Genomic DNA, 25479 nt, shown 5'->3' on the forward strand with positions numbered 1-25479 from the left:
TGTCTCAATAGGACTAGATAGGGAACTTTGTGTATTACCAATATTACTCGAAACATCCTCAAAACTACTCTGTTCGCTCAGAGAACTACTCAAGTTTGAGCTAGGTTCCTCAAAACTCGGTTGAGTTACCTCTGCAACTTCTGGTTTTGGTACTTCTGGAGGAATATTAGCTGCTATTGGTGCTGAAAAGGAGTCTGATGTTTCTGGAGTAGATGTAGTGTCTGGTTGTACCTCCGCTATGGAGTCTGGAGAAAAAGCTGCTGCTGATGGGTTTGGTTGAGCAATAGGTTCCGCAGCAACAGGTTCTGGTAATGGTTCAGGTTCTGGTAATGGTTCTAACTGTTGGGGTTGCTCAATAGGTTCCAGTGCTGTTTCTGTTGGTAGTTCGGGAGAAGAAGGTTCTACTGTTTCTGATATTGCTGTTGACCTTGGTATTTCTGGAGGAACGATTTCCTGGGGTTGAGCAATAGCTGTTTCCAGTGGTTCTGGTGGTATAACCTCTTGCTCTTCGACTATCTCTTCTGGTTCTGGTTCTTCTACTTTTTCTTCAACTTCTGGTTCCTCTACTTTTTCTTCAACTTCTGGTTCTGGTGGAGCTTCTTCTGGTTCTTCTACAAAAATTAGTTCGATTGCATCTTCCTCTTGTTCTAGGGGTCGATCCAACATTCCACTAATTGCTAATGTAAGAACTGCTGCGTGGAGGATAGTCGAACACAACAAACCATAAATGACGAACTTTTTTACCGTTCGTCTATCTTTTTGTTGTTGTTCTATACAAGTAATTGAAAGACTCATATATACTTATTTATAATTTAACTTAACGTCTCCTCAAAATCTTGAAAATATAGATAGTTGATCGGGACAATGATTTACTAGATAAATTAATTTTTTACTTTTGAGTAAAACTCAAGGAAGTTACTAAACAATAATTATTATTTACTTTGGTTTTTTAGTAGCGATCGCCAATTTTACTTCATCTATTTTTCGTAGTTGATCCATAACTCCTACTACATCACCATGGTCTACCTCTTCATCAGCTTTTATAGTAACTATAGATGTTTGATTTGGTAATACAAGTTGACGTACTGCTTTTTCTAAAGCATCTACTTCTATAAGTTCGCGATTAAGAAATACTTTCCCTACTTCGTCAATAGTTACAGTTATTTGTTCTGTTTTTTGAAGTTGAGATGTAGAAGCTTTTGGTAAATTTACTGGCAAACCCTCTGAACGGGTTAAAAACAAGGTAGAAATTATAAAGAATGCCAAGATAGAGAATATAACATCAATCATTGGCAAGATATTTATCTGTGGTGCTACATCTAGATCGTCATCAATTAAACGCATAATTTACTAATTTTAATTTTTTGCTGAAAATATGATTTTTTTATTAAGTTCTAAAATTGGATACTTCTAAGGATTTATTGGGAGTAGGCTTAAAGTTAAAATCTCCTCTTTCATAATGAATCCGATATAGAAGTTCAAGTTGACCCCCGTACTCTTGAATTAGAGCTATTTGTCGTTTATAAAATCCCCGAAACATATTGCTAAAAACCAGGGTAAAAATAGCTACTACTAATCCTAATACTGTTGATGCTAAAGCTTCACTAATACCACCTGTAACTCCAGCACTACTACTACCACCAACATCTCCTATATTTAAGGAAGCAAAAGACGTAATTAATCCTAAAACAGTTCCTAACAAACCCAGTAGAGGAGCAACATTAATAATAGTGTCAAAAATTGTGTTAAAACGACGGAGATGAGGAAGTTCTGCTGACGCTGCACTTTCTAAAGCTAGGCGCATTTCCTCCGGAGTCGGTTTCTCTAGTTCTAGAGCTTCTAGAAAAATGCGAGGGATAGGTAAGTCAGCATTTTTCTGAAGTATGTTTAGAGCAGTATAAGCATCTGTTCTGTATGTTTTCAGTACCTTTTGCACTACTAAACTTTGTCGTTGCAAAACTTTAAACCAAAATGCTCCACGCTCTATAACTAGAGCGATCGCGACAAGGGAAAACATTAGTAGTGGCCAGGCGACAATGCCTGCATTCGTAATAAATTGACTAATTTGCATTACATCTATAATTTAGTAGTATTTATTTATGGACAAAAGCTAAATGAAATTTAGTTTAACATAGATTTCTTGATAAATAGGAATTTCTTCCAATAATTTATTTGTAAGTGATGAGACATACAATAGAATAATCATAATGTTTGCTCAAACTGTACTAAAATTATTTGAAAATCTTTATTGCTATTTATTAGCATATATATTAGATATAATAACTGCAACTAAAGCCAGTTAAGGGTGACAAAAATTACATAAGGAGAGTAAATGAAAGATATTTATCTAGCCTATTTGCTATGAAGCAATTTGTGGTTTAGTATTCATCTGTTCTATTAACTATTAACTATCGTGGTCTGGCAGTATAAATTCCACATTCCTTAGATTATGGAAACGATATCCACATAAACAGATGACTATACCTAAGCCAGAAAATAGCGCAATTTGTAATGCCATACCAGCACCAGCACCAGTACCAAATAAACCACCAAAGATATTAGCTAAGGAACCATCTGTTTCCATAGCAGGTTCAAATATGTGGTCAGCTAAAGGACCGCTAATTCCCAAAGCCAATGGAGTAGTTATTTGAGCTATGAGAAAACGAGAAGCAAAAACTTTTCCTTGAATACCAGGTTTCACTTTAGAAAGCCAAATTGCTTGATTGCAACTACCCAACCAAGGCATAAAAAAACCACCAGAAGTAGCTGTTACAATCCACATTAAAGGTTCTCGTGCTAGACTAAACAGCACTTTGGCAAATTCTGTCACTCCAGTACCTATCAACATTCCATGAATGCGTAACTTTGGTCCTCCCCAAATACTAAACATCATCGCACCTACTGAAGCACCAACTCCAAAAGCAATGTTTACACTTGCAAGTATCTCTGGGTTGTTATTAGTTCGAGCTAGAATCATAGATGAGAAAACTGCCATTCCGACTTTATCTACAAAATTAGTGGTTAGCAGAAATGTAAGGAGAGCTAATAAACTTGGTCTGGCAAATATATAGCGGAAACCAAAAGTTAACTCTGGCAAGATTTTATTGTCACTGAAGTTTTCTATTTTAGGAATGGAAGGCTGAGGAATATGTACTAACAAAAGGGTAGTAGCAGCAATAATACAGGTAATAACATCAATAAGTAGGATACCTTTCAAACCAATGATTGGGTAAAAAGTTCCTGCAAGTGCAGGACCTAAAATTACAGAGCTAGCTAGCTTGAATGATGACATCGCCGAGCATCTTGCGTAATGCTGTTTTGGTACTATTGTAGACATCGAAGCAGAATAAGCTAGACTTTGGAAATATCCAAATAAGCCATTGATAGCTGTTGTTACATATAGATGCCAAATTTGTAAGTTGTTGTTTAGCAGTAGTAGTAAAATAGCAATAGTCGATAAGGCAGCTATTGCATCCCCTACTATCATCAGTTGCTTCCTATTCCAACGGTCTACTAATACTCCGGCAAAACAAGCTGCAATGACTGTGGGCGTGTGGGTAAAGAATAAGATTAAAGATAAAGGTGTTGCTTTACCTGTTAGTTCCCATGCCCAGATAGCGATCGCAAAACTTGTCATGTTAGAGCCGATCGTTGAGACTAATTGACCTCCCCAAATTATAAAGAAAGTTTGCAAGCTCGTCGGTCGTCTTTGCGACGTTTTTACGGTCATGTATTCACATAGTATTTAGTTGGATTTTTGTTTGTAATTAAATTTAATGATTATTTGATTTAAAGTATTTATGGAAAGTTTAATATATTTTTTCTGCAATATTACCTTAAATTTTCAAAAAATCCATTTCAAGCAAAAAATCCGTTTTAGGCGATTTTAAGTTTAAATATTAAAAAAAAATAAAGCTTTATTTTTAGGCTTTATATCTAAAGTATTGTCTGGATTTAGAGAAGTAAAATAAAACAAACAAAATAAGTTTTTTCCAAAAAAATGCATTGCCCTAATAAGATTTTTTTATAAAGGTTGCAAGTTTGAGGTAGAAACATTACTATATATTTCAACCTTTATTAATAAAACATCTCAATAACTTAAAGGCGCAACTTTAATATTAGCTCTTATCAAATAGCTTTGGTTTTGTTAAATATTAAGGGTTAATCTTTGAGTTGTATTTGTAAAGGTTGTCTAAAATCGAGCTTAATTACCTAGATGTCTCAAATTTACCAGGGTTAGTTTTTAAATAAATTCTTAATTAGGCTCTACCTATTTATCTTTAAGTTTGCCTGATAAGATAGCTAACTCGATAATTGTTGAGATAAGTATATTTTGGTTCATTAAGCTTAATATATTTTCCTAGCTAACCTAACAACGTGAAAAAAATGATGAAAAAAATCTCAATAGCAACAACTGGAGCTTTACTAATAGCTCTAGGAAGCACAGTAGCAGCACAAGCAGCTACGATTGTATTCCAGACAAAGGGAGCTGATTCTGGTGAGAATATCAATAATGGAGAGAATGATTTTTTTAGTGTTTTCTTTAAAGATGGGTTAGAGGATTCATTTATTAAATCAGTTGCATTTGACTTGACTACAGACCCAAATGGAGTTTTCAGATTTAGTCCACTTCCTGAGATTGGTGAAGGTGATGGAGTCTCAATTGCCAACATTACTGAAGCAATCTTAGGAGATGGCGAGAAAACAGTCACTTCTCTTGTTGTAGATAATGAATTTACCCCTCCTGCTGATACCTTAGATGGTCAAATTCGGATATTAGGTGCAAATTTTGCAGACGGTACATTTAATCCTGGTGATACTTTCACCTTTGGAGCTAATACAACTGTGGTAGGTAATGGAGATTTACCTTTTCGCGATCGTGACAATCCTGATGCAGAAGTAGATCGTCTAGATCCTGGTGGAGATTTTGCGGGAGTAAATGTATCCGTAGTATTAAGTAATGGGAGTAATTCAGCTACAGCTACAGGGTCTTTTGATTTTGTAGATGTTGAAACAGCTATTGCAGTTTTGAATATTCCTGAATCCATTCCTGAACCTACCACTATTTTCGGTTTATTTGCAGTGGGTGGTTTGGGTGCTTCTTTATTGAAGAATAAACAAAAGCATTAATTGAGCTTTTGTGTTACATTATTGAAGGGTCAGGACTTACGCATAACCACTATAGATAGTAGGGGTTAACGGCTGTGTTACTCCCTACAAATGAGCTATAATTTCATTTTTTGCGTAAGTCTTGAGGGTGTCATCTACTATCTTTTGAAGTTTTAGAAACAATTATTATTGTTTTTGAATAAGGCATTAATGCTCGAGGGAAAACTATATTAGGATAGTTTTCGACAAGCTACTTCGTGTCTACCTACCCCAAGTATTTTTCAGCACCGTTTAGACAGTGAGTTATTAAAACTACTGGGAAAAAGATAAAATAGGGTGTCATATATATGAAACAGTTATACGAAAAATTTTCTATAGAACATAGACTAAAATGCAATACATTAGTAGATTTACTAAGTAGTCTTGCTAGTCATCAACCTAACAAAATTGCTTATACTTTCCTTGAGGATGGAGAAGCAAAAGAAATTAGTCTAACTTATCAAGAATTAGATCGGCAAGCACGAGCGATCGCTACTCAAATTTTATCAGTAACAACCAGTGGCTCAACTGCTTTGCTACTCTACCCGTCTGGTTTAGAATTTATCACTGCATTTTTTGGATGTTTGTATGCGGGAGTCATCGCAGTACCTGCTTATCCACCACGTCGCAATCAAAATATGTCTAGACTAGAAGCAATTATTACAGATTCTCAAGCAACAGTAGCACTTACTACTAAAGATATATTAGTCAACATCAAAAGTCGGTTGGCAGAAAATTCTGAATTAGTCAAGCTAGAATGGTTAGCAACTGATACGATAGCGGTAGAAGCAACAGATAATTTAGTAGACATTGCTCCCATCTCTGGGAATACGATAGCTTTTCTACAATACACTTCTGGTTCTACGGGTACTCCAAAAGGAGTAATAGTAAGTCATAGAAATTTGCTTTACAACGAGGAAATGGTCAGAGTAGCTTACCAACATACAGAGAAAACAATCTTTGTTGGTTGGTTGCCTCTATTCCACGACATGGGATTAATTGGCAATGTACTACAACCTTTATATCTAGGGATACCCTGCATTTTAATCTCGCCAGTAGCATTTCTCCAAAAACCTTTCCGTTGGTTACAAGCAATTTCTCGCTATCGTGCAACAACCAGTGGGGGGCCTAATTTTGCTTACGATCTCTGCGTTCGTAAAATTACACCAGAACAGAAAGCTACCCTTGACTTAAGTAGTTGGGAATTAGCTTTTAGTGGAGCGGAACCAGTAAGAGCAGAAACGTTAGAAAATTTTACCAACAGTTTTGCCTCTTGCGGTTTTCGTCGCGAAGTATTTTACCCATGTTATGGTATGGCTGAAGCGACATTATTTGTTTCTGGAGGACTAAAGACAGCAGCACCTCTGGTTTGCTCTGTAGAAAGTAATAGTTTAGAACAAAACCAGATCGTTGCAGTTTCCGATAGCAACATTTCACAAAAGGAGGTAAAAAATATTGTTGGTTGTGGTCGAGCATGGTTAAATGAGCAAATAATTATTGTCGATCCTGAATCTTTAACACAATGTCCAGCAGGCAAAGTTGGAGAAATATGGGTTTCCGGTACAAATGTAGCTCTCGGATATTGGCATCGACCTGTGGAAACACAGGAAACTTTTAACGCCTATATTGCAGATACTAACAAAGGTCCATTTCTGCGCACGGGAGATTTGGGCTTTTGTATTGATGGGGAGTTGTTTGTTACCGGGAGACTTAAGGATGTAATTATTATTCGCGGTCGCAACCATTATCCTCAAGATATTGAACTGACAGTAGAAAGAAGTCATCCAGCACTTCGCTTAAATAGTGGAGCAGCTTTTTCTCTAGATATTAATGGTAAAGAGGAGTTAGTAATAGTTCAAGAAGTGGAACGAACTTACTTACGCTCCATGAATATTGATGAAGTTGTAGGAAATATTCGTCAAGCTATTACTCGCCAACATGACCTGCAAGTTTATGCTATTTTACTCCTGAAAACAGCTAGTATTCCCAAAACTTCTAGTGGTAAAATTCAACGTCGTGCTTGTCGGTCTGGTTTTGCTGCTGGAACTTTAAATGTAGTAGGCAGTTGGACTCGATAATTAAGTAGTTAGTAGTCAATAGTCAATAGTCAGTAGAGATGAAAAACATTTTTCACATTCTGGTACAACTTGATTTGATATTTATCTTTTATTTAATAGGTAAATCTGAATTTTGCTGGCAGAGCAATAAAATTTTTCTGGATATTCCTCCAATTAGCATGAGATAAATAAAAAAATCAGCAAAACTACGATAGTTAATTCAAATTAAATAAGCTAACTTAAAATAAAATTCTTGAAAAGCAAATACATGGGGCATGAAAATAATCAGACAAAAGAGGCAATTGAAGAGTGGCTAATTTCTTACTTAGCTGAGAATCTAGAAATGAATCAAGATGAAATAGATGTAGATATTCCCTTTGATAGATATGGCTTAGATTCATCAACAGCTATTATGATGACAGGAGATTTGAGAGATTTTATTGGGTTTGAAATTGATGAAACTTTACCCTATGATTACCCAACAATAGAATCATTATCTCAATATCTATTTGATGCACAAAATAATCAAAGTAAATAAGATAATTAAGTAAATAAAATTATTATTTTGTTCCTCTATTTATAAAGTTTATTGTTTAAAAAGATCGATTAGTTGGGAGATGAGGAAAAAAGTGGAACCAATAGCAATTATAGGTATTAGTTGTCGTTTTCCAGGGGCGAAAAATCTAGAATCATTTTGGGAATTATTATCTTCTGGTAAAGACGCAATATCTGAAATTACTCCAGAACGATGGCATATAGACTCTTGCCCCCACCGATGGGGTGGGTTTATTAAAAATGTAGATCGGTTCGATGCCAATTTTTTCGGCATTGCCCCCCGCGAGGCAGAACGAATAGACCCACAACATAGACTATTATTAGAGGTAGCTTGGGAGGCTTTGGAAAACGCTTTTATAATACCAGAAAAACTATCTGGCAGTCAAACAGGTGTCTTCATCGGTATTAGCAACTTAGACTACCACAGACTTTTATACAAAGATTCCTCAAGCTCTAACGCTTACGATGGTATTGGTACAGCACCTAGTATTGCTGCAAACCGTTTATCCTATTCCTTGAACTTGCAGGGACCAAGTATGGTAGTAGACACTGCTTGCTCCTCATCATTAGTAGCAGTACATTTAGCCACTCAGAGTTTGCAAACAAAAGAAAGCAATCTCTGCTTGGTAGGTGGAGTTAACTTAATTTTGTCTCCCGAAATAACTGCTACTTTCTCCGAAGCTGACATGATGGCAGCAGATGGTCGCTGTAAAACTTTTGATGCTAGTGCTGATGGTTACGTTCGGGGGGAGGGGTGCGGCGTAATAGTTTTGAAACGTCTGGCAGATGCGATAGATGCTGGAGATAATATTCTGGCAGTTATTGATGGTTCGGCAGTTAATCAGGATGGTTTGAGTAATGGTATTACTGCCCCCAATGGACCCGCACAACAAGCAGTTATCAAGCAAGCGCTAGCAAAAGCTAATGTGGAACCCCATCGTATTAGTTATGTAGAAGTTCATGGTACTGGTACTTCTCTGGGAGACCCCATTGAGGTAAGGTCTCTGAAAAAAGTATTGATGTCTAGGCGTTCTAATAACGAACCTTGTTGGATGGGTTCGGTCAAAACTAATATCGGTCATTTAGAAGCTGCTGCTGGTATTGCTGGTTTGATCAAAGTAGTGCTATCCCTGCAACACCAAGAAATTCCTCCTCATTTGCATTTGAAAAAATTAAATCCACTGATTTCTTTGGCAGATACTCCTTTTGCTATTCCAACTCAACCGCAACCTTGGTTAGTTGGTACTCAACCTCGTTTTGCTGGAGTTAGTTCCTTTGGTTTTGGTGGAACTAATGGTCATGTCGTTTTGGCAGAAGCACCCTATGAAGTCAGAAGTCAGAAGTTAGAAGTCAGAAGTGATAGGGTAGATCCTCTGCAACAAGTCAGAAGTCAGAAGTCAGAAGTCAAAAATGATAATGATAGGTTAGTTCCTCTGCAAGAGGCAGATGGTTTAGAGCGTCCAGTGCATTTACTAACATTGTCGGCTAAAAATGAAGGGGCGTTGAGGGAACTGGCACAATGTTATGTAGAGAAATTGGAGTTTGCTTCCCAAGTATCTCTATCTGATATCTGCTTTACTGCTAATACGACGAGGTCTCGTTTTTCTCATCGCTTGGCAGTGGTAGCTGAGTCTATTGGTGAATTGAGCGATCGCCTAAAGAATTTTATTCAGGAAGAAAAAGATGTATTTATAGGAAAAGTCCGCAAACGGAAAAAACCCAAAATAGCCTTTTTATTCACAGGACAAGGTTCCCAATATGTAAATATGGGGAGGCAACTTTATGCAGAATCATCAGTATTCCGAGAAGCTATTAATAAATGTGAGGAAATCTTAGGCACATTCCATACAACTTCCCTCAAAGAAATTCTCTATCCTGAAGACATAAACGCATTCAACTTATCCATATTAAATCAAACCGCTCATACCCAACCTGCCCTATTTGCTATAGAATATGCTCTAGTCCAACTATGGCAGTCTTGGGGAATCAAACCAGATATAGTCATCGGTCATAGTGTGGGCGAATATGTGGCTGCTTGTGTAGCTGGAGTATTCAGTCTAGAAGACGGTTTGAAATTAATTGCATCCAGAGGTAGATTAATGCAGCAGTTGCCTTCTGGAGGTGAGATGTTTTCTGTTATGGCATCAGAGTCTTATGTTAGAGAAGCGATAGCTTCCGTTCCTCAAATATCCATAGCAGCAATTAATGGGCCAGAAAGTGTAGTGATTTCAGGGGAATCTGTTGCCGTTCGCTCTCTTGTTAATAGCTTAGATTTATCAGGAATTAAAACTAAACAACTACAGGTATCCCACGCCTTCCATTCACCATTAATGGAACCAATGTTGAAGGTGTTTGAAGCAGTAGCTAATCAAATCACATATAAGAACCCTCAGATACCAATTATATCCAACGTTACAGGAACAACAGCAGATCATAGTATTGCTTCTGCAAAATATTGGGTGGATCATATCTGTAAACCAGTGTTGTTTGCCCAAGGGATGGAAACTTTGCACAAACAAGGGGCTGAAATATTCTTAGAAATCGGACCAAAGCCAATATTATTAGGGATGGGAAGACGGTGTTTGCCAGAGGATGTAGGTGTGTGGTTGCCATCATTGCGTCCAAGGAAAATCCCCCACCCTTCCCCCTTAGAAACAGGGATGTCAAAGGATGCTGCACTTTTGAGCAATGAATGGCAACAGATGTTGTCTAGTTTAGGAGAGTTGTATGTACGGGGAGCTGAAATAGACTGGGTAGGAGTTGACCAAGATTATACTCGCCAGAAAGTAACATTGCCAACTTATCCATTTCAACGACAACGGTATTGGGTGAAAACAGCAATTGTTGATTCTTCCCACGATACTCAAAGTCCGCAGTTTTCTACTGGTCATAAAAGTAATATTCAAAGTTTAATTAATTACTTAAAAACCACCGGTAGATTTTCTGATTCTGAATTGAAAATATTTGATAAAGTACAAGATATATTAGACAATAATTTTGTAACGGAATTAGATGATTTAGAAAACCCTAAAACGGATTCTGAATTTATCCAAATTTTGGAAAAAACTCCTCAAAAAGAACGTCAATCTCTTTTAATAGATTATCTACAAAATCAAATTGCCACTGTTCTAGGGTTGCCACCTTCAGAATTGCCAGACCCAGACATAGGTTTCTTTGAAATGGGTATGGATTCGCTAATGGCTGTAGAGTTAAAGAAAAGATTGGAAAAAACACTATTAATTTCTCTGTCTGAAACTTTAGCTTTTAATTATCCTAATATTTCAGCTTTATCTAGTCATATAATTGAAGATTTATTAGAATTTAATGAAAAAAATGATGAAGCAATACAATCAAAAGATAATAATAAAAATACTATTAATTCATTGTCACAATTAGAAGATTTGTCAGAAGATGAAGTAGAAGCCTCAATCCTTGAACAAATTTCTGAATTAGAAACAATTTTAAACTAAATAAATGCAATGGATAATTATTTACAAGAAAGGGAAAATTTATCTTCATCTAAACGGTTATTACTGTTAGTTAAACAGTTACGATCTAAAGTAGAAGAGTTTAAAAAAACAGAAAAAGAACCTATCGCTGTCGTTGGTATGGGATGTCGATTTCCTGGAGGTGCAAATAACCCTGATGCTTTCTGGGAACTATTGCGCGGAGGGAGGGATGCAGCTAGAGAAGTACCATCAGAACGATGGGATATTGATTCTTACTACCATCCTGACCCCGGAACTATTGGTAAAATGTATGTCCGTAAGAGCAACTTTTTACATGAAGAAATAGATAAATTTGATGCTGATTTTTTTGGTATTGCTCCCAAAGAAGCAGTTAGCATCGACCCTCAACAAAGGTTATTACTAGAAGTCAGTTGGGAAGCATTAGAAAACGCTGGTATTGCTCCCAAAAAACAGACGGGTAGTTGTAATGGAGTATTTATAGGAATTAATAACTCTGATTATATGCAGCTACAGATGAATTCATCTAATGGAAATAGCTTAGGAGCTTATTTCTTTACAGGGAATACTCCTAGTGTAGCAGCAGGTCGTTTATCTTATTATCTGGGTTGGCAAGGACCAGCAATGGCAGTAGATACAGCTTGTTCTTCTTCCCTAGTGGCGGCTCATCTCGCTTGTCAAAGTTTGCGTGCAGGAGAATGTAACCTAGCTATTGCTGGAGGAGTAAATTTAATTATTTCTCCCCACGGAAATCTAATTTTATCTCAGATGCGGGCGCTATCTGCTGATGGTCGCTGTAAAACTTTTGATGCAGCAGCAGATGGTTATGGGCGAGGTGAAGGTTGTGGAATAGTGGTGCTGAAGAGGTTATCCGATGCCATTTCAGATAATGACAATATTCTGGCAGTTATTCGTGGTTCCGCAGTTAATCACGACGGACATAGTAGCGGGTTGACTGTTCCCAATGGTTTAGCTCAACAAAAAGTAATTCGTGCTGCTTTAGCAAACGCTGATGTTGCACCCCACCAAGTTAGTTATGTTGAAGTTCATGGAACTGGTACAACTCTTGGAGACCCGATAGAAGTAGAAGCTTTGGCAGAAGTATTAAACCCACAGCGAACTTCCGATCTACCTTTAACAATAGCTTCTGTAAAAACTAATATTGGGCATTTAGAAGCTGCTGCTGGAATAGCAAGTTTAATCAAAACTGTGCTAGTAATGCAGCATCAGGAAATTCCGGCTCACCTACATTTCAACCAACCAAACCCTGCTATTGCTTGGGAAAAAATGCCCGTGACGGTTCCGACAAAGTTAACTCCCTGGCAGGTAAATAAGAATGAACAACATTTTGCCGGAGTAAGTTCCTTTGGTATGAGTGGCACTAATGCTCATGTTGTCTTAGGTGAAGCACCAGTTCAAGTCAAAAGTAGGGGCGATTCGCGAATCGCCCGTACAAAAGTCAAAAATGATAATGATAGCCCAGCTTCTCTGCAAGAGGGAAATTATTTAGAACGTCCGCTACACCTATTAACTTTGTCAGCAAAAACAGAGACTGCTCTTAAAGAGTTAAGAGATAAATATGCAAATTATTTAGAAACTCATCCAGGGACATTCGATGGAAAGTCTTTAGCAGATATTTGTTTTACAGCTAATACAGGACGTAACCATTTTTCTCATCGACTGGCTTTAATAGGAAATTCATCAACAGAAATTGCCGACAAACTGGCAGCTATCAACTTTTCCGATGAACCGTTGTCGTCGAATGCTCGGCCTAAAGTAGCATTTCTGTTCACTGGGCAAGGTTCTCAATACATCTATATGGGGCGAGAGTTGTTTGACACTCAACCTATATTTCGCAAAGTATTGGAACGGTGTGATGAAATTATCCGGCCATATTTAGATCAACCACTTTTAGAAATATTGTATCCACCGGAACCTAACCCCCCAACCCCCTTCCCTGCGAGGGAAGGGGGGGAAGAAAAGCCTTTCTCCTGCAAGGAGAGAGGTATTGATGAAACAGCTTATACCCAACCTGCTTTATTTGCCATAGAATATGCTCTCGCCGAGTTATGGAAGTCTTGGGGTATAGAACCAGATGTGGTCATGGGGCATAGTGTGGGTGAATATGTGGCTGCTTGTGTGGCAGGAGTATTCAGTTTAGAAGATGGGCTAAAATTGATTGCCGAACGGGGACGACTAATGCAGGCGTTGCCAAAAAATGGCAAAATGGTCGCAATATTTGCTTCCGAAGAGCAAGTACGAGCGGCTATATCATCATCTAGTTTTGACCAAGTTTCCATTGCAGCTATTAACGGTCAGAATAGTATAGTTATTTCTGGGGAAGCGACAGCAGTAGAAGTTGTGGTATCTAAACTAAAAGAACAGGGGTTAGAAACCAGACAGTTAAATGTTTCTCATGGTTTCCATTCTCCATTAATGGAGCCAATGTTAGATGATTTTGCTAAAGTCGCCTCAGAAGTTCAGTATTCATCCCCAAGTATTAAACTTATTTCTAATTTGACTGGCAAGTTAGTAGAGGAAAATCAAGTTTGTCAAGCTAGTTATTGGTGTCAGCACGTTCTGGAAGCAGTGCAATTTTCTGCAAGCATGGAAACTTTGCACCGAGAAGGATACAACATTTTTCTAGAAATTGGTCCTCATCCTGTTCTATTGGGAATGGGGCGCAGGTGTTTGCCAGAGAATGCAGGGATGTGGTTGCCTTCATTGCGGAAAAAAATATCTGATTGGCAACAGTTATTGACTAGCTTGAGTGAATTGTATGTTCGGGGGGTTGAGGTAGACTGGGGTGGGTTTGATGCAGGTTATTCCCGTCAACGTGTACAACTACCAACTTATCCATTTCAGCGACAACGATATTGGATTGAGGAGGTAGGGACGTTGCATGCAACGTCCCTACGTCAAGACAAGAAACCGTCGAAAAAGTCTGATTTTTCTGATTTGTTTTATCAGGTGGAATGGGATGAAAAAGCTTTAACAAATACCACTTTGCCAACAAACCTTACTCCTGGAACTTGGTTAATATTTGCCGAGTCAAATGGGTATTTATGGGAAAACCTAGTAGATTTGTTAGAGAAACAGGGGCAGACTTGTATTGTTGTATTTGCTGCGGAGGAACGTTGGTCGCTTGCTCTCAAAGGTGAACGGGAAATGCGGCAAATTAATCCCGCACGACTTCAAGATTTTCAAAATTTAATAGATATAGTGTTGACAACCGAGTTGCCACCATGCAAAGGAATAATACATTTGTGGAGTTTGGAAACTACTCCAACTGCTGAGACTACAATTGAATCTTTGGAAAGAGACCAACTCAGAAATTCTGGTAGTGTTTTACATTTAGTACAAGCTTTGACCAAACGAGTAAAATCTAATTTGCCTAAATTATGGATGGTTACTCAAGATACTCAACCTATTGAATTCAAAAATCGTAGGGGTGATTCGCGAATCACCCCTACACAAGTAAAAAATGAGAAGGAAATAGAAGTTACTCAAGCTCCCTTGTTAGGGTTGGGGAGAGTTTTAGCAATTGAACATCCAGAAGTTTTTGGTGGGTTAATAGATTTAACTTCTTCTGAAACAGATGTGGCAACTACTGCATCAACGTTATTAGCAGAAATTTTACATCCAGATGGGGAGACAGAAATCGGAATTCGAGGAAACAAGCGTTATGTAGCTCGTTTGACAAAATCTCAAAATGAAGGGAACAGGGAACAGCGGTGCGACCCCGCGTCGGCGACAGACGCAAGCGGTCGGACCCCGCGACGACGCCAGTCGCAAGGGAACGCCGACCAAGAGAGGGAATGCGCACCAAGAGAGGGAACAGGGAACAGTGATATGTCTTCTCACTCTTGTGAAAACAAAATAGATTTACGTTCTGATGCTACTTATCTACTTACAGGTGGTAATGGTGCTTTAGGGCTAACATTTGCTAAGTGGATGGTAGAAAATGGCGCACGAAATTTAGTTTTAGTGGGACGTAAAGATGTTTCTGAATTTGCCAAAGAACGTATTGCGAAAATGGAAACAATGGGTGCTAATATAGTTTTAGCAAGATGTGATATCTCTCTGGAAAATGACGTGCAAAAAATTATTAAGGACATTGCTCAGTCATTGCCACCTTTACGGGGTATAATGCACCTAGCTGGAGTCTTAGATGATGGCGTGTTGCAAAAACAAAATTGGCAACGTTTTGCTAAAGTTATGGCTCCTAAAGTCAAAGGTGCGTGGAATATTCACCGTTATACCCAGGATTTACCCTTAGACTTTTTTGTTTGTTTTTCTTCTATAGCTTCAATTTTAGGTTCTCCTGGTCAAGGAAATTATGCTGCTGCTAATAGTTATTTAGATGCTCTTACCCACTACCGACAAAGTAAAGGATTACCTGGTTTGACTGTTAACTGGAGTCCTTGGGGCGAGAGTGGTATGGCAACAAGTGTGGGCAACCAGAACGAACAACGTTGGGAAGCAGCGGGGGTGAAAACTATATCACAATTAGAAGGAATAGAAATTTGGGAACAAATACAAAATTCCTTGCAATCTCAACCTCAAGTCAGTATACTACCTATTGACTGGTCGAAATTTTTCCAACAGTTTATGGGTGGTATTGAACCACCATTATTGTCAAGAATAGCTCAAGTATACCAGTCATCAATCCTACCACAGCACGAACCAATTACTCAAAAATTAAAAAATGTGCCTGCAAAACGGCAAAAACCTGTTTTAATTGCTGCTATTCAGGAGGAAGTAGCTGCTGCTTTAGCTACAAATAAAGTACCTCAACCACAGCTAGGCTTTTTTGAGATGGGTATGGATTCCTTGATGGCTTTAGAATTTAGGAATCGTTTGCAAAATAGTGTTGGTAAGTCATTGCCTTCAACCTTAACTTTTGAATATCCCAATATTGAAGCGATCGCTGACTATCTATTACAAGAGGTATTATGTTTAGAATCATACATTGACTCTAGTCAAGATACAACCATAGACCAGAAAAACAACTGGGAAGAAGAAGCTAAACAGTTATCAGAAGCAGAATTATCAGCACTTATTGACCAGGAATTAAAATCATTGAGCAGTTCGTAGACACAAGTAGGGGTTTGGTTATTTCAGTTATCAGTTATCAGTTATCAGTACCTCTGTCTGAAACTAGATGCTTTAAACACTGAATCACATATTTTTTCACCCCCTAGGGGTTTGGTGTACAAACCCCCACCAATAACTACCAAACTTTATTACATAAACTTTTAAACTGCTAACTATTGACTACTCAAAAAAACTACTGATTACTAGCTACTGACTTATGAATACAACCCCCCAAAACACAGAAGAATTATCTCCTTTACAGCGAGCTTTTGTCACCATCAAGGAATTGCGCTCTAGATTAGACGCGCAGGAAACTGCTACTACAGAACCCATAGCTATTATTGGTACGGGGTGTAGGTTTCCCGGTGGAGCAAATGATCCTGAATTATTCTGGCAAATATTGCGTAATGGGGTGGATACTATTCAGGAAGTTCCTAGCGACAGGTGGAATGTTGATGCTTACTATGACCCAACTCCAGAGACTCCTGGTAAAACCTATACTCGTAAGGGAGGATTTTTAAGCAAAATTGATGAGTTTGATGCTGAATTTTTTGGACTCCATCCCCGCGAAGTCACTAGCATGGACCCCCAGCAGAGATTATTATTAGAAGTCAGTTGGGAAACATTAGAAAATGCTGGCGTTGCACCAGAAAAACTGACGGGTAGCAAGAGCGGAGTATTTTTAGGCATTAGTGTCAACGAATACGGTCAACAAGCTTTATTTGATAGTCCCACAGATATTGATGTTTATGCAGCGACAGGGAATGCTTTGAGTGTAGCAGCAGGTCGTTTATCTTACAGTTTAGGTTGGCAAGGTCCAGCAATGGTAGTAGAGACTGCCTGTTCCTCGTCCCTAGTAGCAGTACATTTAGCTTGTAAAAGTTTGCGTGCTAAAGAGTGTAATCTTGCTGTAGCAGGTGGGGTGTATTTAATGGTGTCGCCCCTGACAACTGTTGCCATGTCAAAACTTCAAGCTTTGTCTCCTGATGGTCGCTGCAAAACTTTTGATGCTACTGCGGATGGTTATGGTAGGGGTGAGGGGTGTGGAATGGTACTACTAAAACGCTTGTCTGATGCTATTAACGACGGGGACAATATTCTAGCTTTGATTAGGGGTTCGGCAGTTAACCAAGATGGTCGTAGTAGTGGTTTAACAGTTCCTAATGCTAAAGCACAGCAGGAAGTTATTCGAGCAGCATTGGAAAATGCCAAGGTTGCTCCTGGGGATATTAGTTATGTGGAAGCTCACGGTACGGGAACATCTTTAGGAGACCCCCTTGAAGTGAAAGCTTTGACTGAAGTTTTGCGGGGAAGAAATATAGAAGCACCAGCACTAATGTTAGGTTCAGTAAAAACTAATATCGGTCATTTAGAAGCAGGTGCTGGAATTGCTAGTTTAATCAAAGTAGTATTAGCAATGCAGCATGGAGAAATACCACCCCATTTGCATCTTACTCAATTAAATCCACATATTTCTCAAGTTGGTACTGCTGTAAATATTCCTACCAAGTTGACTCCTTGGTTGCCAACAAAAGATGGAAAGTTGTTTGCTGGAATTAGTTCTTTTGGTTTTAGTGGTACTAATTCTCATTTGATTTTGGAATCATTCAATGGAGTCAGGAGTCAGGAGTCAGGAGTCAGAAGTAGGGGCGAATGGCCATTCGCCCTTACAGAACGTCCGTTGCATCTATTGACTCTGTCAGCAAAAACTGAGACTGCTCTCAAAGAGTTAAAAAATAGATATCAAAAATATTTAGAAGTAGGGACTTTCCATGGAACGTCCTTGCCAGATATATGTTTTACATCTAATACAGGACGTTCTCATTTTTCTCATCGCCTTGCTGTGGTGGGGGAGTCACCAGCAGAAATGATCGAACAACTTGCCACTATTGAAATTCCGGCTGAGTCTACAGTAAAACCTAAGATAGCATTTTTATTCCCTGGTGTTGGTTGCCAATACATCAACATGGGAAGGCAGCTTTTCGATACTCAACCAACATTCCGGAAAACATTGGAGCGTTGTGATGAAATTCTCCGACCTTACTTAAAAGACTCATTACTACAAATATTGTACCCAGAAGCGGATGAGGGGAGACCTAACCCCCTAACCCCCTTCCCTGCAACGGAAGGGGGAGATAAAAAGTCTCTCTCCTTGCAGGAGAGAGGTCTTGATGAAACTTATGCTCAAGCTACTGTATTTGCCATAGAATATGCTCTTGCTGAGTTATGGAAATCTTGGGGGATAGAACCTGATGTAGTAATGGGACAGGATGTAGGGGAATATGTGGCTGCTTGTGTAGCTGGAGTATTCAGTCTAGAAGATGGACTCAAGCTAATTATCAAAGAATTAAATCCATCAGAAGTAACTTACTCTCCTCCAAATATCAGTTTCATTTCCAATATTACTGGTAAACTTGCTACACAAGGAGAAATAGCTAATCCGGAATATTGGCAAAATCATATTAATAACACTGTTGAATTTTCTGATGGCATTCAAACCCTATACGAAAATCAATACAACCTATTTGTAGAAATTTCACCACAACCAATTTTTGACAAATTCGCAAAGACAGTAAAGCTTTCTCCCCAGTTCACGCAAGGGACTTGGTTGCCTTCCCTAGATCAAACAAAAGCTGACTGGGAAGTATTATTGTCTAGTCTGGCAAAATTATATCAACTGGGTGCTGATATTGACTGGGAAGGATTTGACCGTGACTATCAACGACAACGCTTACAGTTACCTACTTATCCTTTTCAACGACAACGGTATTGGATTAATAAAACTGAAAAACAAAGTAATACAATACTTTCTGCCCAACTTTCCCATCCTTTATTGGATAAACGACTATATTCGCCGTTGTCTGAAACTCAAATTGAGTCACAGTTTGTATTAGACAAACTACCACTTGTTGGCGATCACCGCATAGGTGGAACGCCATTGGTAAATTTTGTAGTTTATCTAGAAATGGTTGTTGGTGCTCTCAAAGAAGTTTTCGGCAAACTATCTTATCATTTTGAGGATGTATCTGTTTCTCAAGCATTAATTATGCCAGAATCAGAAACTCGCACTGTGCAGTTAATTTTAAGTCCTGAAAGCGAAGGTAAAATATCTTTTAAAATTTTCAGTTTGCCAACTGAAGAGAATATGACTGCTTGGATACTTCATGCTTCCGGAAAAATTTGTTTTGAGAATCAACCTTTAGTGGAAAGAAAACACCCACAAGTTTTCCCTGAACACTACCCTGAAAAAATATCCAGTTCTGAATTTTATCCAATGGTTGAGAAACGGGGAATTAAGTTAGGTAAAAGCTGTCAGTTACTTGATACAGTTTGGCGACAGGATGGGGAAGCGATCGCTAAAATTAAACTTCTAGAAAATTCTAATTCTTCTAATAGTTATCTATTACCTTTGGGAATTATTGATGCTTGGATACAAATATTATCGGTCTGTTTTCCTGCTGAAGTTCCCGATATGTACTTGCTAGTAGGATTAGAAAATTTTCAGTTTTATAGTTATTCTGATCGACAACTTTGGGGGAAAGCAAAACTAGAAACTAATGGAAATTATGAAGAAACAATTCAAGGCAACCTTTGGTTATTTGATGAGACAGGAGTGCTGGTTGGAGAAATTACTAATGCCCAGTTAAAGCGGGTTAGTTTTGAAACTCTACGACGAGCTGAACAAGGTAGTAATAGTAGTAGCAAACCACGCCGAAAAAGCAATATTTCTCCAGAAATAGTTCTGGGAACTCCAATTAAAGAACGCTCTCTTATTTTAGAAAAATATTTAATAGAAGAATTAGCTGTAGCACTACAGTTAAATCCTAGTAAACTTAATTCCCAACAGCCTCTAGCTACCATAATTGATTCTTTAATGGCTTTTGAACTGAGAAAAGCTATTGAAACAGACCTACGGATACAGTTGCCAATAGAAGAATTTTTAGGAGAAAGTAATATTGCTCAATTAGCTACAACTATCCTTGAAAAATTGAATTTAGCAAATTTAACATTATCAGAATTATCATCAACTGAAATTCAGGAAGATATGGAGGAAATTATATTATGAAGAGTGACAAATTTTTATTCAGAAAAATGAGATATCCACCAACTATAGATTGTGTTTATAATTCTGTATAAAATAATATAACTACTGATTATATTTAGCTCGTAATTTAACATTATCTAATAATTAGCATTTATTGGGTTTCGCCAGCTCAACCCAACCTACTGACTACTAAAAAAAAACTATTAAAAAAAATGACTATAAACGAATTATTAAATGAACTTTCAGAACAGGGAGTAAAACTGTGGACGGATGGGGAACAATTACGCATTCGTGCTAATAAAGGTGTTATTACTCCCGAAAAAAAGCAAATGATTTCTGAATACAAAGCAGAAATTTTAGAGCAGTTGCGACAAAACAATATTGGAGCTAGCACCACATCTTTACCTGTTATCGTACCTCAACCTGAGAAACGCTACGAACCTTTCCCACTCACAGATATTCAATATGCTTTTTGGGTGGGTCGCATGGGAGTTTTGGAATTAGGTCATGTGGCAAATCATGGTTATTATGAAATTGAAGCAGTTGGTCTCAACTTACAGCGTCTCAACCAAGCACTCAACCAACTCATTCAGCGTCACGATATGTTGCGAGCGGTAATGTTAGCGGAAGGTTTACAACAGGTATTGGAAAAAGTACCGACGTATGAAATATCAACTCTTGATTTGAGAGGGGAGGATGAGGATGTTGCTCAGGCAAAGATTTCAGAAATACGAGATATCATGTCTCATCAAGTTTTGCCTGCGGACAAATGGCCGTTGTTTCAGTTTAGAGCAAGTATTTTAGAGCAACAACGCTTCAGACTACATATTAGTTACGACCTACAAATATTTGATGCTTGGAGCATGATGCGGTTGTTTGAGGAGTGGTTTGAAGTTTACGAAAATCCAGAAATTCTTCTCAAACCACTGGAAATTACATTCCGTGATTATGTTTTAGCAGAACAAGCTTTAGAAAATACTGAATTATATGAGCGATCGCGACAATATTGGTTAAACCGGATAGATAGCTTACCACCTGCTCCAGATTTACCTCTGGCAATAAATCCTAATTCTATCAAAGATTATCAATGTCAGCGTTTTAGTGGGAAACTAGACAAGACTAGCTGGCAAAATTTGAAAAAACGAGCAGGTGAAGCAGGTTTAACTCCTTCTGCTGTTTTATTAGCTGCATTTGCTGACGTGCTGACATTCTGGGGTAAAAGTCCTCAATTTACGATGAATCTTGCCTTATTTAATCGCTTACCTCTACATCCCCATGTCAACAATATATTAGGTGACTTCACTTCTGTAACTTTATTAGCAGTAGACAACTCAGCAACAGAAACATTTACTAAAAGAGCATTACGGTTACAGCGACAACTGTGGCAAGATTTAGAACACCGCTATTTTAGTGGGGTGCGAGTCATGCGAGAAATAAATCGCAGGCAAGGTCAAGCTCCTACTGCTATGCCAGTTGTGTTTACGAGCGCTATTGGTTTTGATGCACTAGGTCAAGAAACCTCAAGTTTATTTAGGTTTGGAGAATTAGTCTACGCTATTAGTCAAGCATCTCAGGTGTGGATGGATCATCAAGTTAGCGAACAAAATGGAGAATTAGTATTTACCTGGGATGCGGTAACAGCATTATTTCCAGAGGGGATGATTTCGGATATGTTTGATGCTTATTATGGCCTGATACGAAATTTAGCTACTTCTGATGTTGCCTGGAGCGAGACCACAAGACAAGGAATGATGCCAGTTCACCAACTATTACAGAGAAAAAATATTAATGCTACAGAAAAGCCGATTTTTGATGGAACTCTGTATGGTTTGTTTGCAAAGCAAGTTCAGGTGTCCAGAAATGAAGTTGCTGTTATTAGCAGCAGTCGTTCCTTGAGCTACCATGAATTATCGGAATTGTCAATACAGTTAGGTGGAAAATTGCAGCAGTTAGGAGCAGCACCTAATCGACTGGTGGCAATAGTTATGGAAAAAGGATGGGAACAGATAGTAGGTGTTTTGGGAGTTTTAGCTGCTGGTGCTGCTTATGTTCCTTTTAATCCTAAAGAAGCAAAGGAGCGTTTACAATATCTATTGTCCAATAGTGAGGCAGAAATTGTACTTACTCAGTCTTGGTTGACAGATATTGCAGTGCCTGACAATGTTCAGCGCATTGATGTTGATACTTTCTCCCCATCTCCAACAGAGAATTTTCCATCACCTGTTACTGCTCACCCTGATGACTTAGCTTATCTTATCTACACTTCCGGTTCCACAGGTTTACCCAAGGGAGTAATGATAACTCATCAGAAAGCGGTTAACACTATGGTCTATACTAACCAACGTTTTCGTGTTGGTGTCAACGACAAAATGTTAGCTGTTACTGCTCTCCACCATGATATGTCCGTTTACGATATCTTTGGTCTTTTGAGTGCTGGTGGCACAATTGTTATGCCTGATGCTGATCGAGTCAAAGACCCCTATCACTGGATTGAATTAATGAATTCAAACCAGGTTACAATGTGGAATTCAGTGCCACAAATGATGGAAATGTTGGTTGAATCTGCATTAAGTTCTCATCTGTCACTACCACCTAGTTTCCGTATAGCATTTTGGGGAGGAGACTGGATATCTCTGTCGTTACCAAAGCGGTTAAGAACATTAGTAAACGACATAGAAATTATTAGTGTTGGCGGTCCGACAGAAACAACTGTTTGGAATATTTGCTACTCAATAAAAGAGGTCAAACCTAGTTGGAAAAGTATTCCCTATGGTCAACCAATGGCAAATTCTAAATACTATATATTGAATGAAAATTTAGAAGATTGTCCGATGTGGGTTCCTGGTCAAATGTACTGTGCTGGAGTGCAAGTTGCTAAAGGTTATTGGCGCAATGAAGAAAAGACTAATGCTAGTTTTATTACTCATCCACGCACGGGCGAACGAATATATGGAACGGGAGATTTAGGGCGATATTTACCAGATGGAAATATTGAGTTTGTTGGTAGGGCAGATTTTCAAGTTAAGATTCGAGGACATCGGGTAGAAACTGGGGAAATAGAGGCGGCTTTAACCAAACATTCGGAAGTCAAATCTGCAATAGTTAAAGCATTTGGCAAAGATGAAAAACAGCGTTTAGTTGCTTATATAATTCCTAGTCAAAAAACAGAACCAACTATTGCCGAAATAAATCAATTTTTGCAAGATAAATTACCAGAATATATGATACCATCGGCTTATATATTTCTGGATAAATTTCCTCTATCTGCCAATGGTAAAATAGATAGGCGATCGCTTCCTCAACCAGAAGGAAATTTCTCTACAATAGAGGTTAATTATGTAGCACCTAAAACCAAGATTGAGCAGACTATTGTGGAAATTTGGCAAGAGGTATTAGAGTTAGAAAAGGTAGGAGTTAACGATAACTTTTTTGATTTAGGTGGGAACTCCTTACAAGTTACTAAAATTTATAATCAACTGCGAGAAGCATTACCAAATGAATTTCAAAATATATCTTTGGTGGATGTGTTTAAATACCCGACGATTAGTAAATTATCAGAACAATTAAGTCAGGATTCAGACATCAATATTCAGGAATTAATAGAACAAAAAGATGAAAATTTAAAATTTAAGATACAAGCTGGTAAAAATCGGATAAAAGCAAGATTTAATAAAAGTAGGTTGGGTTAAGCGCCAGCGCAACCCAACAAATATCTACAAATTATATAAAGGTTTAGTGAGGATAAATTGATTTTTTTCAATTTACTAAAACCACCTAATAAACTATTACTTTAATTCTATAAGTTGGGTTTATCCTCCGGATAAGCTCCGCTAACGTTCCTTAAGCAAACTTACTACTAGAATAAGTCAAGAAAATATTTGCTTGTAGTAGGGCTTTAGCCCTCTAATTCAACAAATCGGGCTAAAGCCCTACTACGAACTTTCTTTATTAGAAAATTTTTTACCAAAATCATATTATTTAAGATTAAATTTTAACAATGAATTATTCAACAAATCCCACTGGTTTAGAAATAGCAATTATCGGCATATCAGGCAGATATGCAGGCAGTAAAAATATTAATGAATTTTGGCAAAACTTAGTTGACGGAGTAGAATTAATTTCTGTTTTTCCTACAGCAAATAACGATGATAAAACCATAAAAGCAGGCTCCATCTTAGAAAATGTAGAACTATTTGATGCTGATTTTTTTGGAATTAATCCCAGGGAAGCAGAAATCATGGATCCACAACATAGAATGTTTCTCGAATGTGCTTGGGAAACATTAGAAAATGCTGGTTATAACACTGAAATAGAAACCAGACCAATTGGAGTATATGCCAGTGTAGAAACAAGTAGTTATTTACTTTATAATCTTTATCCCAACCAAGAATTAATGACAAGCGTTGGTTCATTACAAGCCACTCTTTCCACAGATAAAGATTATGTACCAAGTCGCGTTTCTTATAAGCTAAATTTAAAAGGTCCTAGTGTTAGTATTGGCACCTCATGTTCCAGTTCTTTAGTAGCAGTTCATTTAGCTTGTCAAAGTTTACTAAATGGGGAATCTGACATGGCTTTAGCAGCAGGAATTTCTGTTAAAGTTCCTCAAAATGAATTAACTTTATCTCCAGGTTCAATAATTTCTCCCGATGGTCATTGTAAAGCTTTTGATGCTAAAGCAAATGGCACAATATCAGGTAATGGAATTGGAGTGGTTTTACTCAAGCGTTTAGAAGACGCAATAACAGATAGAGATAATATTTATGCAGTAATAAAAGGTTCTGCTATTAATAATGATGGTGCAGAAAAATTCAGTTATACAGCACCAAGCGAAGAAGGGCAAAAAAGAGCAATTCGAGCAGCTCAAATAATGGCAGAAGTAGAGCCGGAAACTATTACTTATATGGAGGCTCATGGCACAGGCACTTTTGTCGGAGACCCTATTGAAATTAATGCAATGACTGGAGCTTTTCGACTTAATACTAATAAAAAAAATTACTGTGCTATAGGTTCGGTAAAAACAAATGTCGGGCACTTAGTTTCCGCAGCAGGAATTACAAGTTTAATTAAAGCTACAATAGCTTTGCAACAGAAAGTTATACCTCCTACA

General features: G+C 38.0%; 11 protein-coding genes and 1 pseudogene. 8 read left to right on the top strand and 4 right to left on the bottom strand.

Annotated elements, in window-relative coordinates; all coding sequences use genetic code 11:
• The 4 genes and pseudogenes from F6K22_RS04555 to F6K22_RS04570 all read right to left on the bottom strand — a co-directional run.
• Nucleotides 1-795 (bottom strand): annotated as a pseudogene (locus F6K22_RS04555) (hypothetical protein); the annotation flags it as partial.
• Nucleotides 796-936: 141 nt separating this feature from the next.
• Complete coding sequence (locus F6K22_RS04560) at nucleotides 937-1344, bottom strand: ExbD/TolR family protein (protein ID WP_287242721.1); 408 nt, start codon at nucleotides 1342-1344, stop codon at nucleotides 937-939.
• A gap of 43 nt (nucleotides 1345-1387) precedes the next feature.
• Complete coding sequence (locus F6K22_RS04565; RefSeq protein ID WP_293093840.1) at nucleotides 1388-2071, bottom strand: MotA/TolQ/ExbB proton channel family protein; 684 nt, start codon at nucleotides 2069-2071, stop codon at nucleotides 1388-1390.
• Nucleotides 2072-2404: 333 nt separating this feature from the next.
• Nucleotides 2405-3730 (bottom strand): MFS transporter, encoded by a 1326-nt coding sequence (locus F6K22_RS04570; protein WP_293093843.1) that lies wholly within the window; start codon nucleotides 3728-3730, stop codon nucleotides 2405-2407.
• A gap of 656 nt (nucleotides 3731-4386) precedes the next feature.
• Between F6K22_RS04570 and F6K22_RS04575 the strand changes: the two genes are divergently transcribed.
• From F6K22_RS04575 to F6K22_RS04610, 8 genes are all read left to right on the top strand, one after another.
• Entirely contained in the window at nucleotides 4387-5130 is a 744-nt protein-coding gene (locus F6K22_RS04575; protein ID WP_293093846.1) for a PEP-CTERM sorting domain-containing protein, read from the top strand.
• A 326-nt stretch (nucleotides 5131-5456) separates the two neighbouring features.
• Complete coding sequence (locus F6K22_RS04580; RefSeq protein WP_293093849.1) at nucleotides 5457-7226, top strand: fatty acyl-AMP ligase; 1770 nt, start codon at nucleotides 5457-5459, stop codon at nucleotides 7224-7226.
• 232 nt (nucleotides 7227-7458) lie between these two features.
• Nucleotides 7459-7743: an acyl carrier protein gene (locus F6K22_RS04585; RefSeq protein ID WP_293093852.1), complete on the top strand. Its 285-nt coding sequence runs from the start codon at nucleotides 7459-7461 to the stop codon at nucleotides 7741-7743.
• A 91-nt stretch (nucleotides 7744-7834) separates the two neighbouring features.
• The gene (locus F6K22_RS04590; protein ID WP_293093854.1) at nucleotides 7835-11230 is read left to right on the top strand and encodes a type I polyketide synthase; all 3396 of its coding nucleotides are present in this window, start codon (nucleotides 7835-7837) and stop codon (nucleotides 11228-11230) included.
• 9 nt (nucleotides 11231-11239) lie between these two features.
• Nucleotides 11240-16324, top strand: coding sequence for a type I polyketide synthase (locus F6K22_RS04595; protein WP_293093857.1), 5085 nt, complete (start codon nucleotides 11240-11242; stop codon nucleotides 16322-16324).
• Nucleotides 16325-16541: 217 nt separating this feature from the next.
• Nucleotides 16542-20390, top strand: a complete 3849-nt coding sequence (locus F6K22_RS04600) for a beta-ketoacyl synthase N-terminal-like domain-containing protein (RefSeq protein WP_293093860.1) — start codon at nucleotides 16542-16544, stop codon at nucleotides 20388-20390.
• A gap of 191 nt (nucleotides 20391-20581) precedes the next feature.
• Nucleotides 20582-24058, top strand: coding sequence for a non-ribosomal peptide synthetase (locus F6K22_RS04605; protein WP_293093863.1), 3477 nt, complete (start codon nucleotides 20582-20584; stop codon nucleotides 24056-24058).
• Between the two features lie 308 nt (nucleotides 24059-24366).
• The coding region (locus F6K22_RS04610) for a beta-ketoacyl synthase N-terminal-like domain-containing protein (protein ID WP_293093865.1) at nucleotides 24367-25479 on the top strand (1113 nt) is incomplete at its 3' end.

This window comes from Okeania sp. SIO2F4, assembly GCF_010672385.1.
In the GTDB taxonomy this organism is placed as follows: Bacteria; Cyanobacteriota; Cyanobacteriia; order Cyanobacteriales; family Microcoleaceae; genus Trichodesmium.

What these genes read in the sequence shown, in the direction of transcription:
- F6K22_RS04560 (WP_287242721.1), bottom strand. Translation starts at nt 1,344, where the DNA reads ATGCGTTTAATTGATGACGATCTAGATGTAGCACCACAGATAAATATC.
- F6K22_RS04565 (WP_293093840.1), bottom strand. Translation starts at nt 2,071, where the DNA reads ATGCAAATTAGTCAATTTATTACGAATGCAGGCATTGTCGCCTGGCCA.
- F6K22_RS04570 (WP_293093843.1), bottom strand. Translation starts at nt 3,730, where the DNA reads ATGACCGTAAAAACGTCGCAAAGACGACCGACGAGCTTGCAAACTTTC.
- F6K22_RS04575 (WP_293093846.1), top strand. Translation starts at nt 4,387, where the DNA reads ATGATGAAAAAAATCTCAATAGCAACAACTGGAGCTTTACTAATAGCT.
- F6K22_RS04580 (WP_293093849.1), top strand. Translation starts at nt 5,457, where the DNA reads ATGAAACAGTTATACGAAAAATTTTCTATAGAACATAGACTAAAATGC.
- F6K22_RS04595 (WP_293093857.1), top strand. Translation starts at nt 11,240, where the DNA reads ATGGATAATTATTTACAAGAAAGGGAAAATTTATCTTCATCTAAACGG.
- F6K22_RS04600 (WP_293093860.1), top strand. Translation starts at nt 16,542, where the DNA reads ATGAATACAACCCCCCAAAACACAGAAGAATTATCTCCTTTACAGCGA.
- F6K22_RS04605 (WP_293093863.1), top strand. Translation starts at nt 20,582, where the DNA reads ATGACTATAAACGAATTATTAAATGAACTTTCAGAACAGGGAGTAAAA.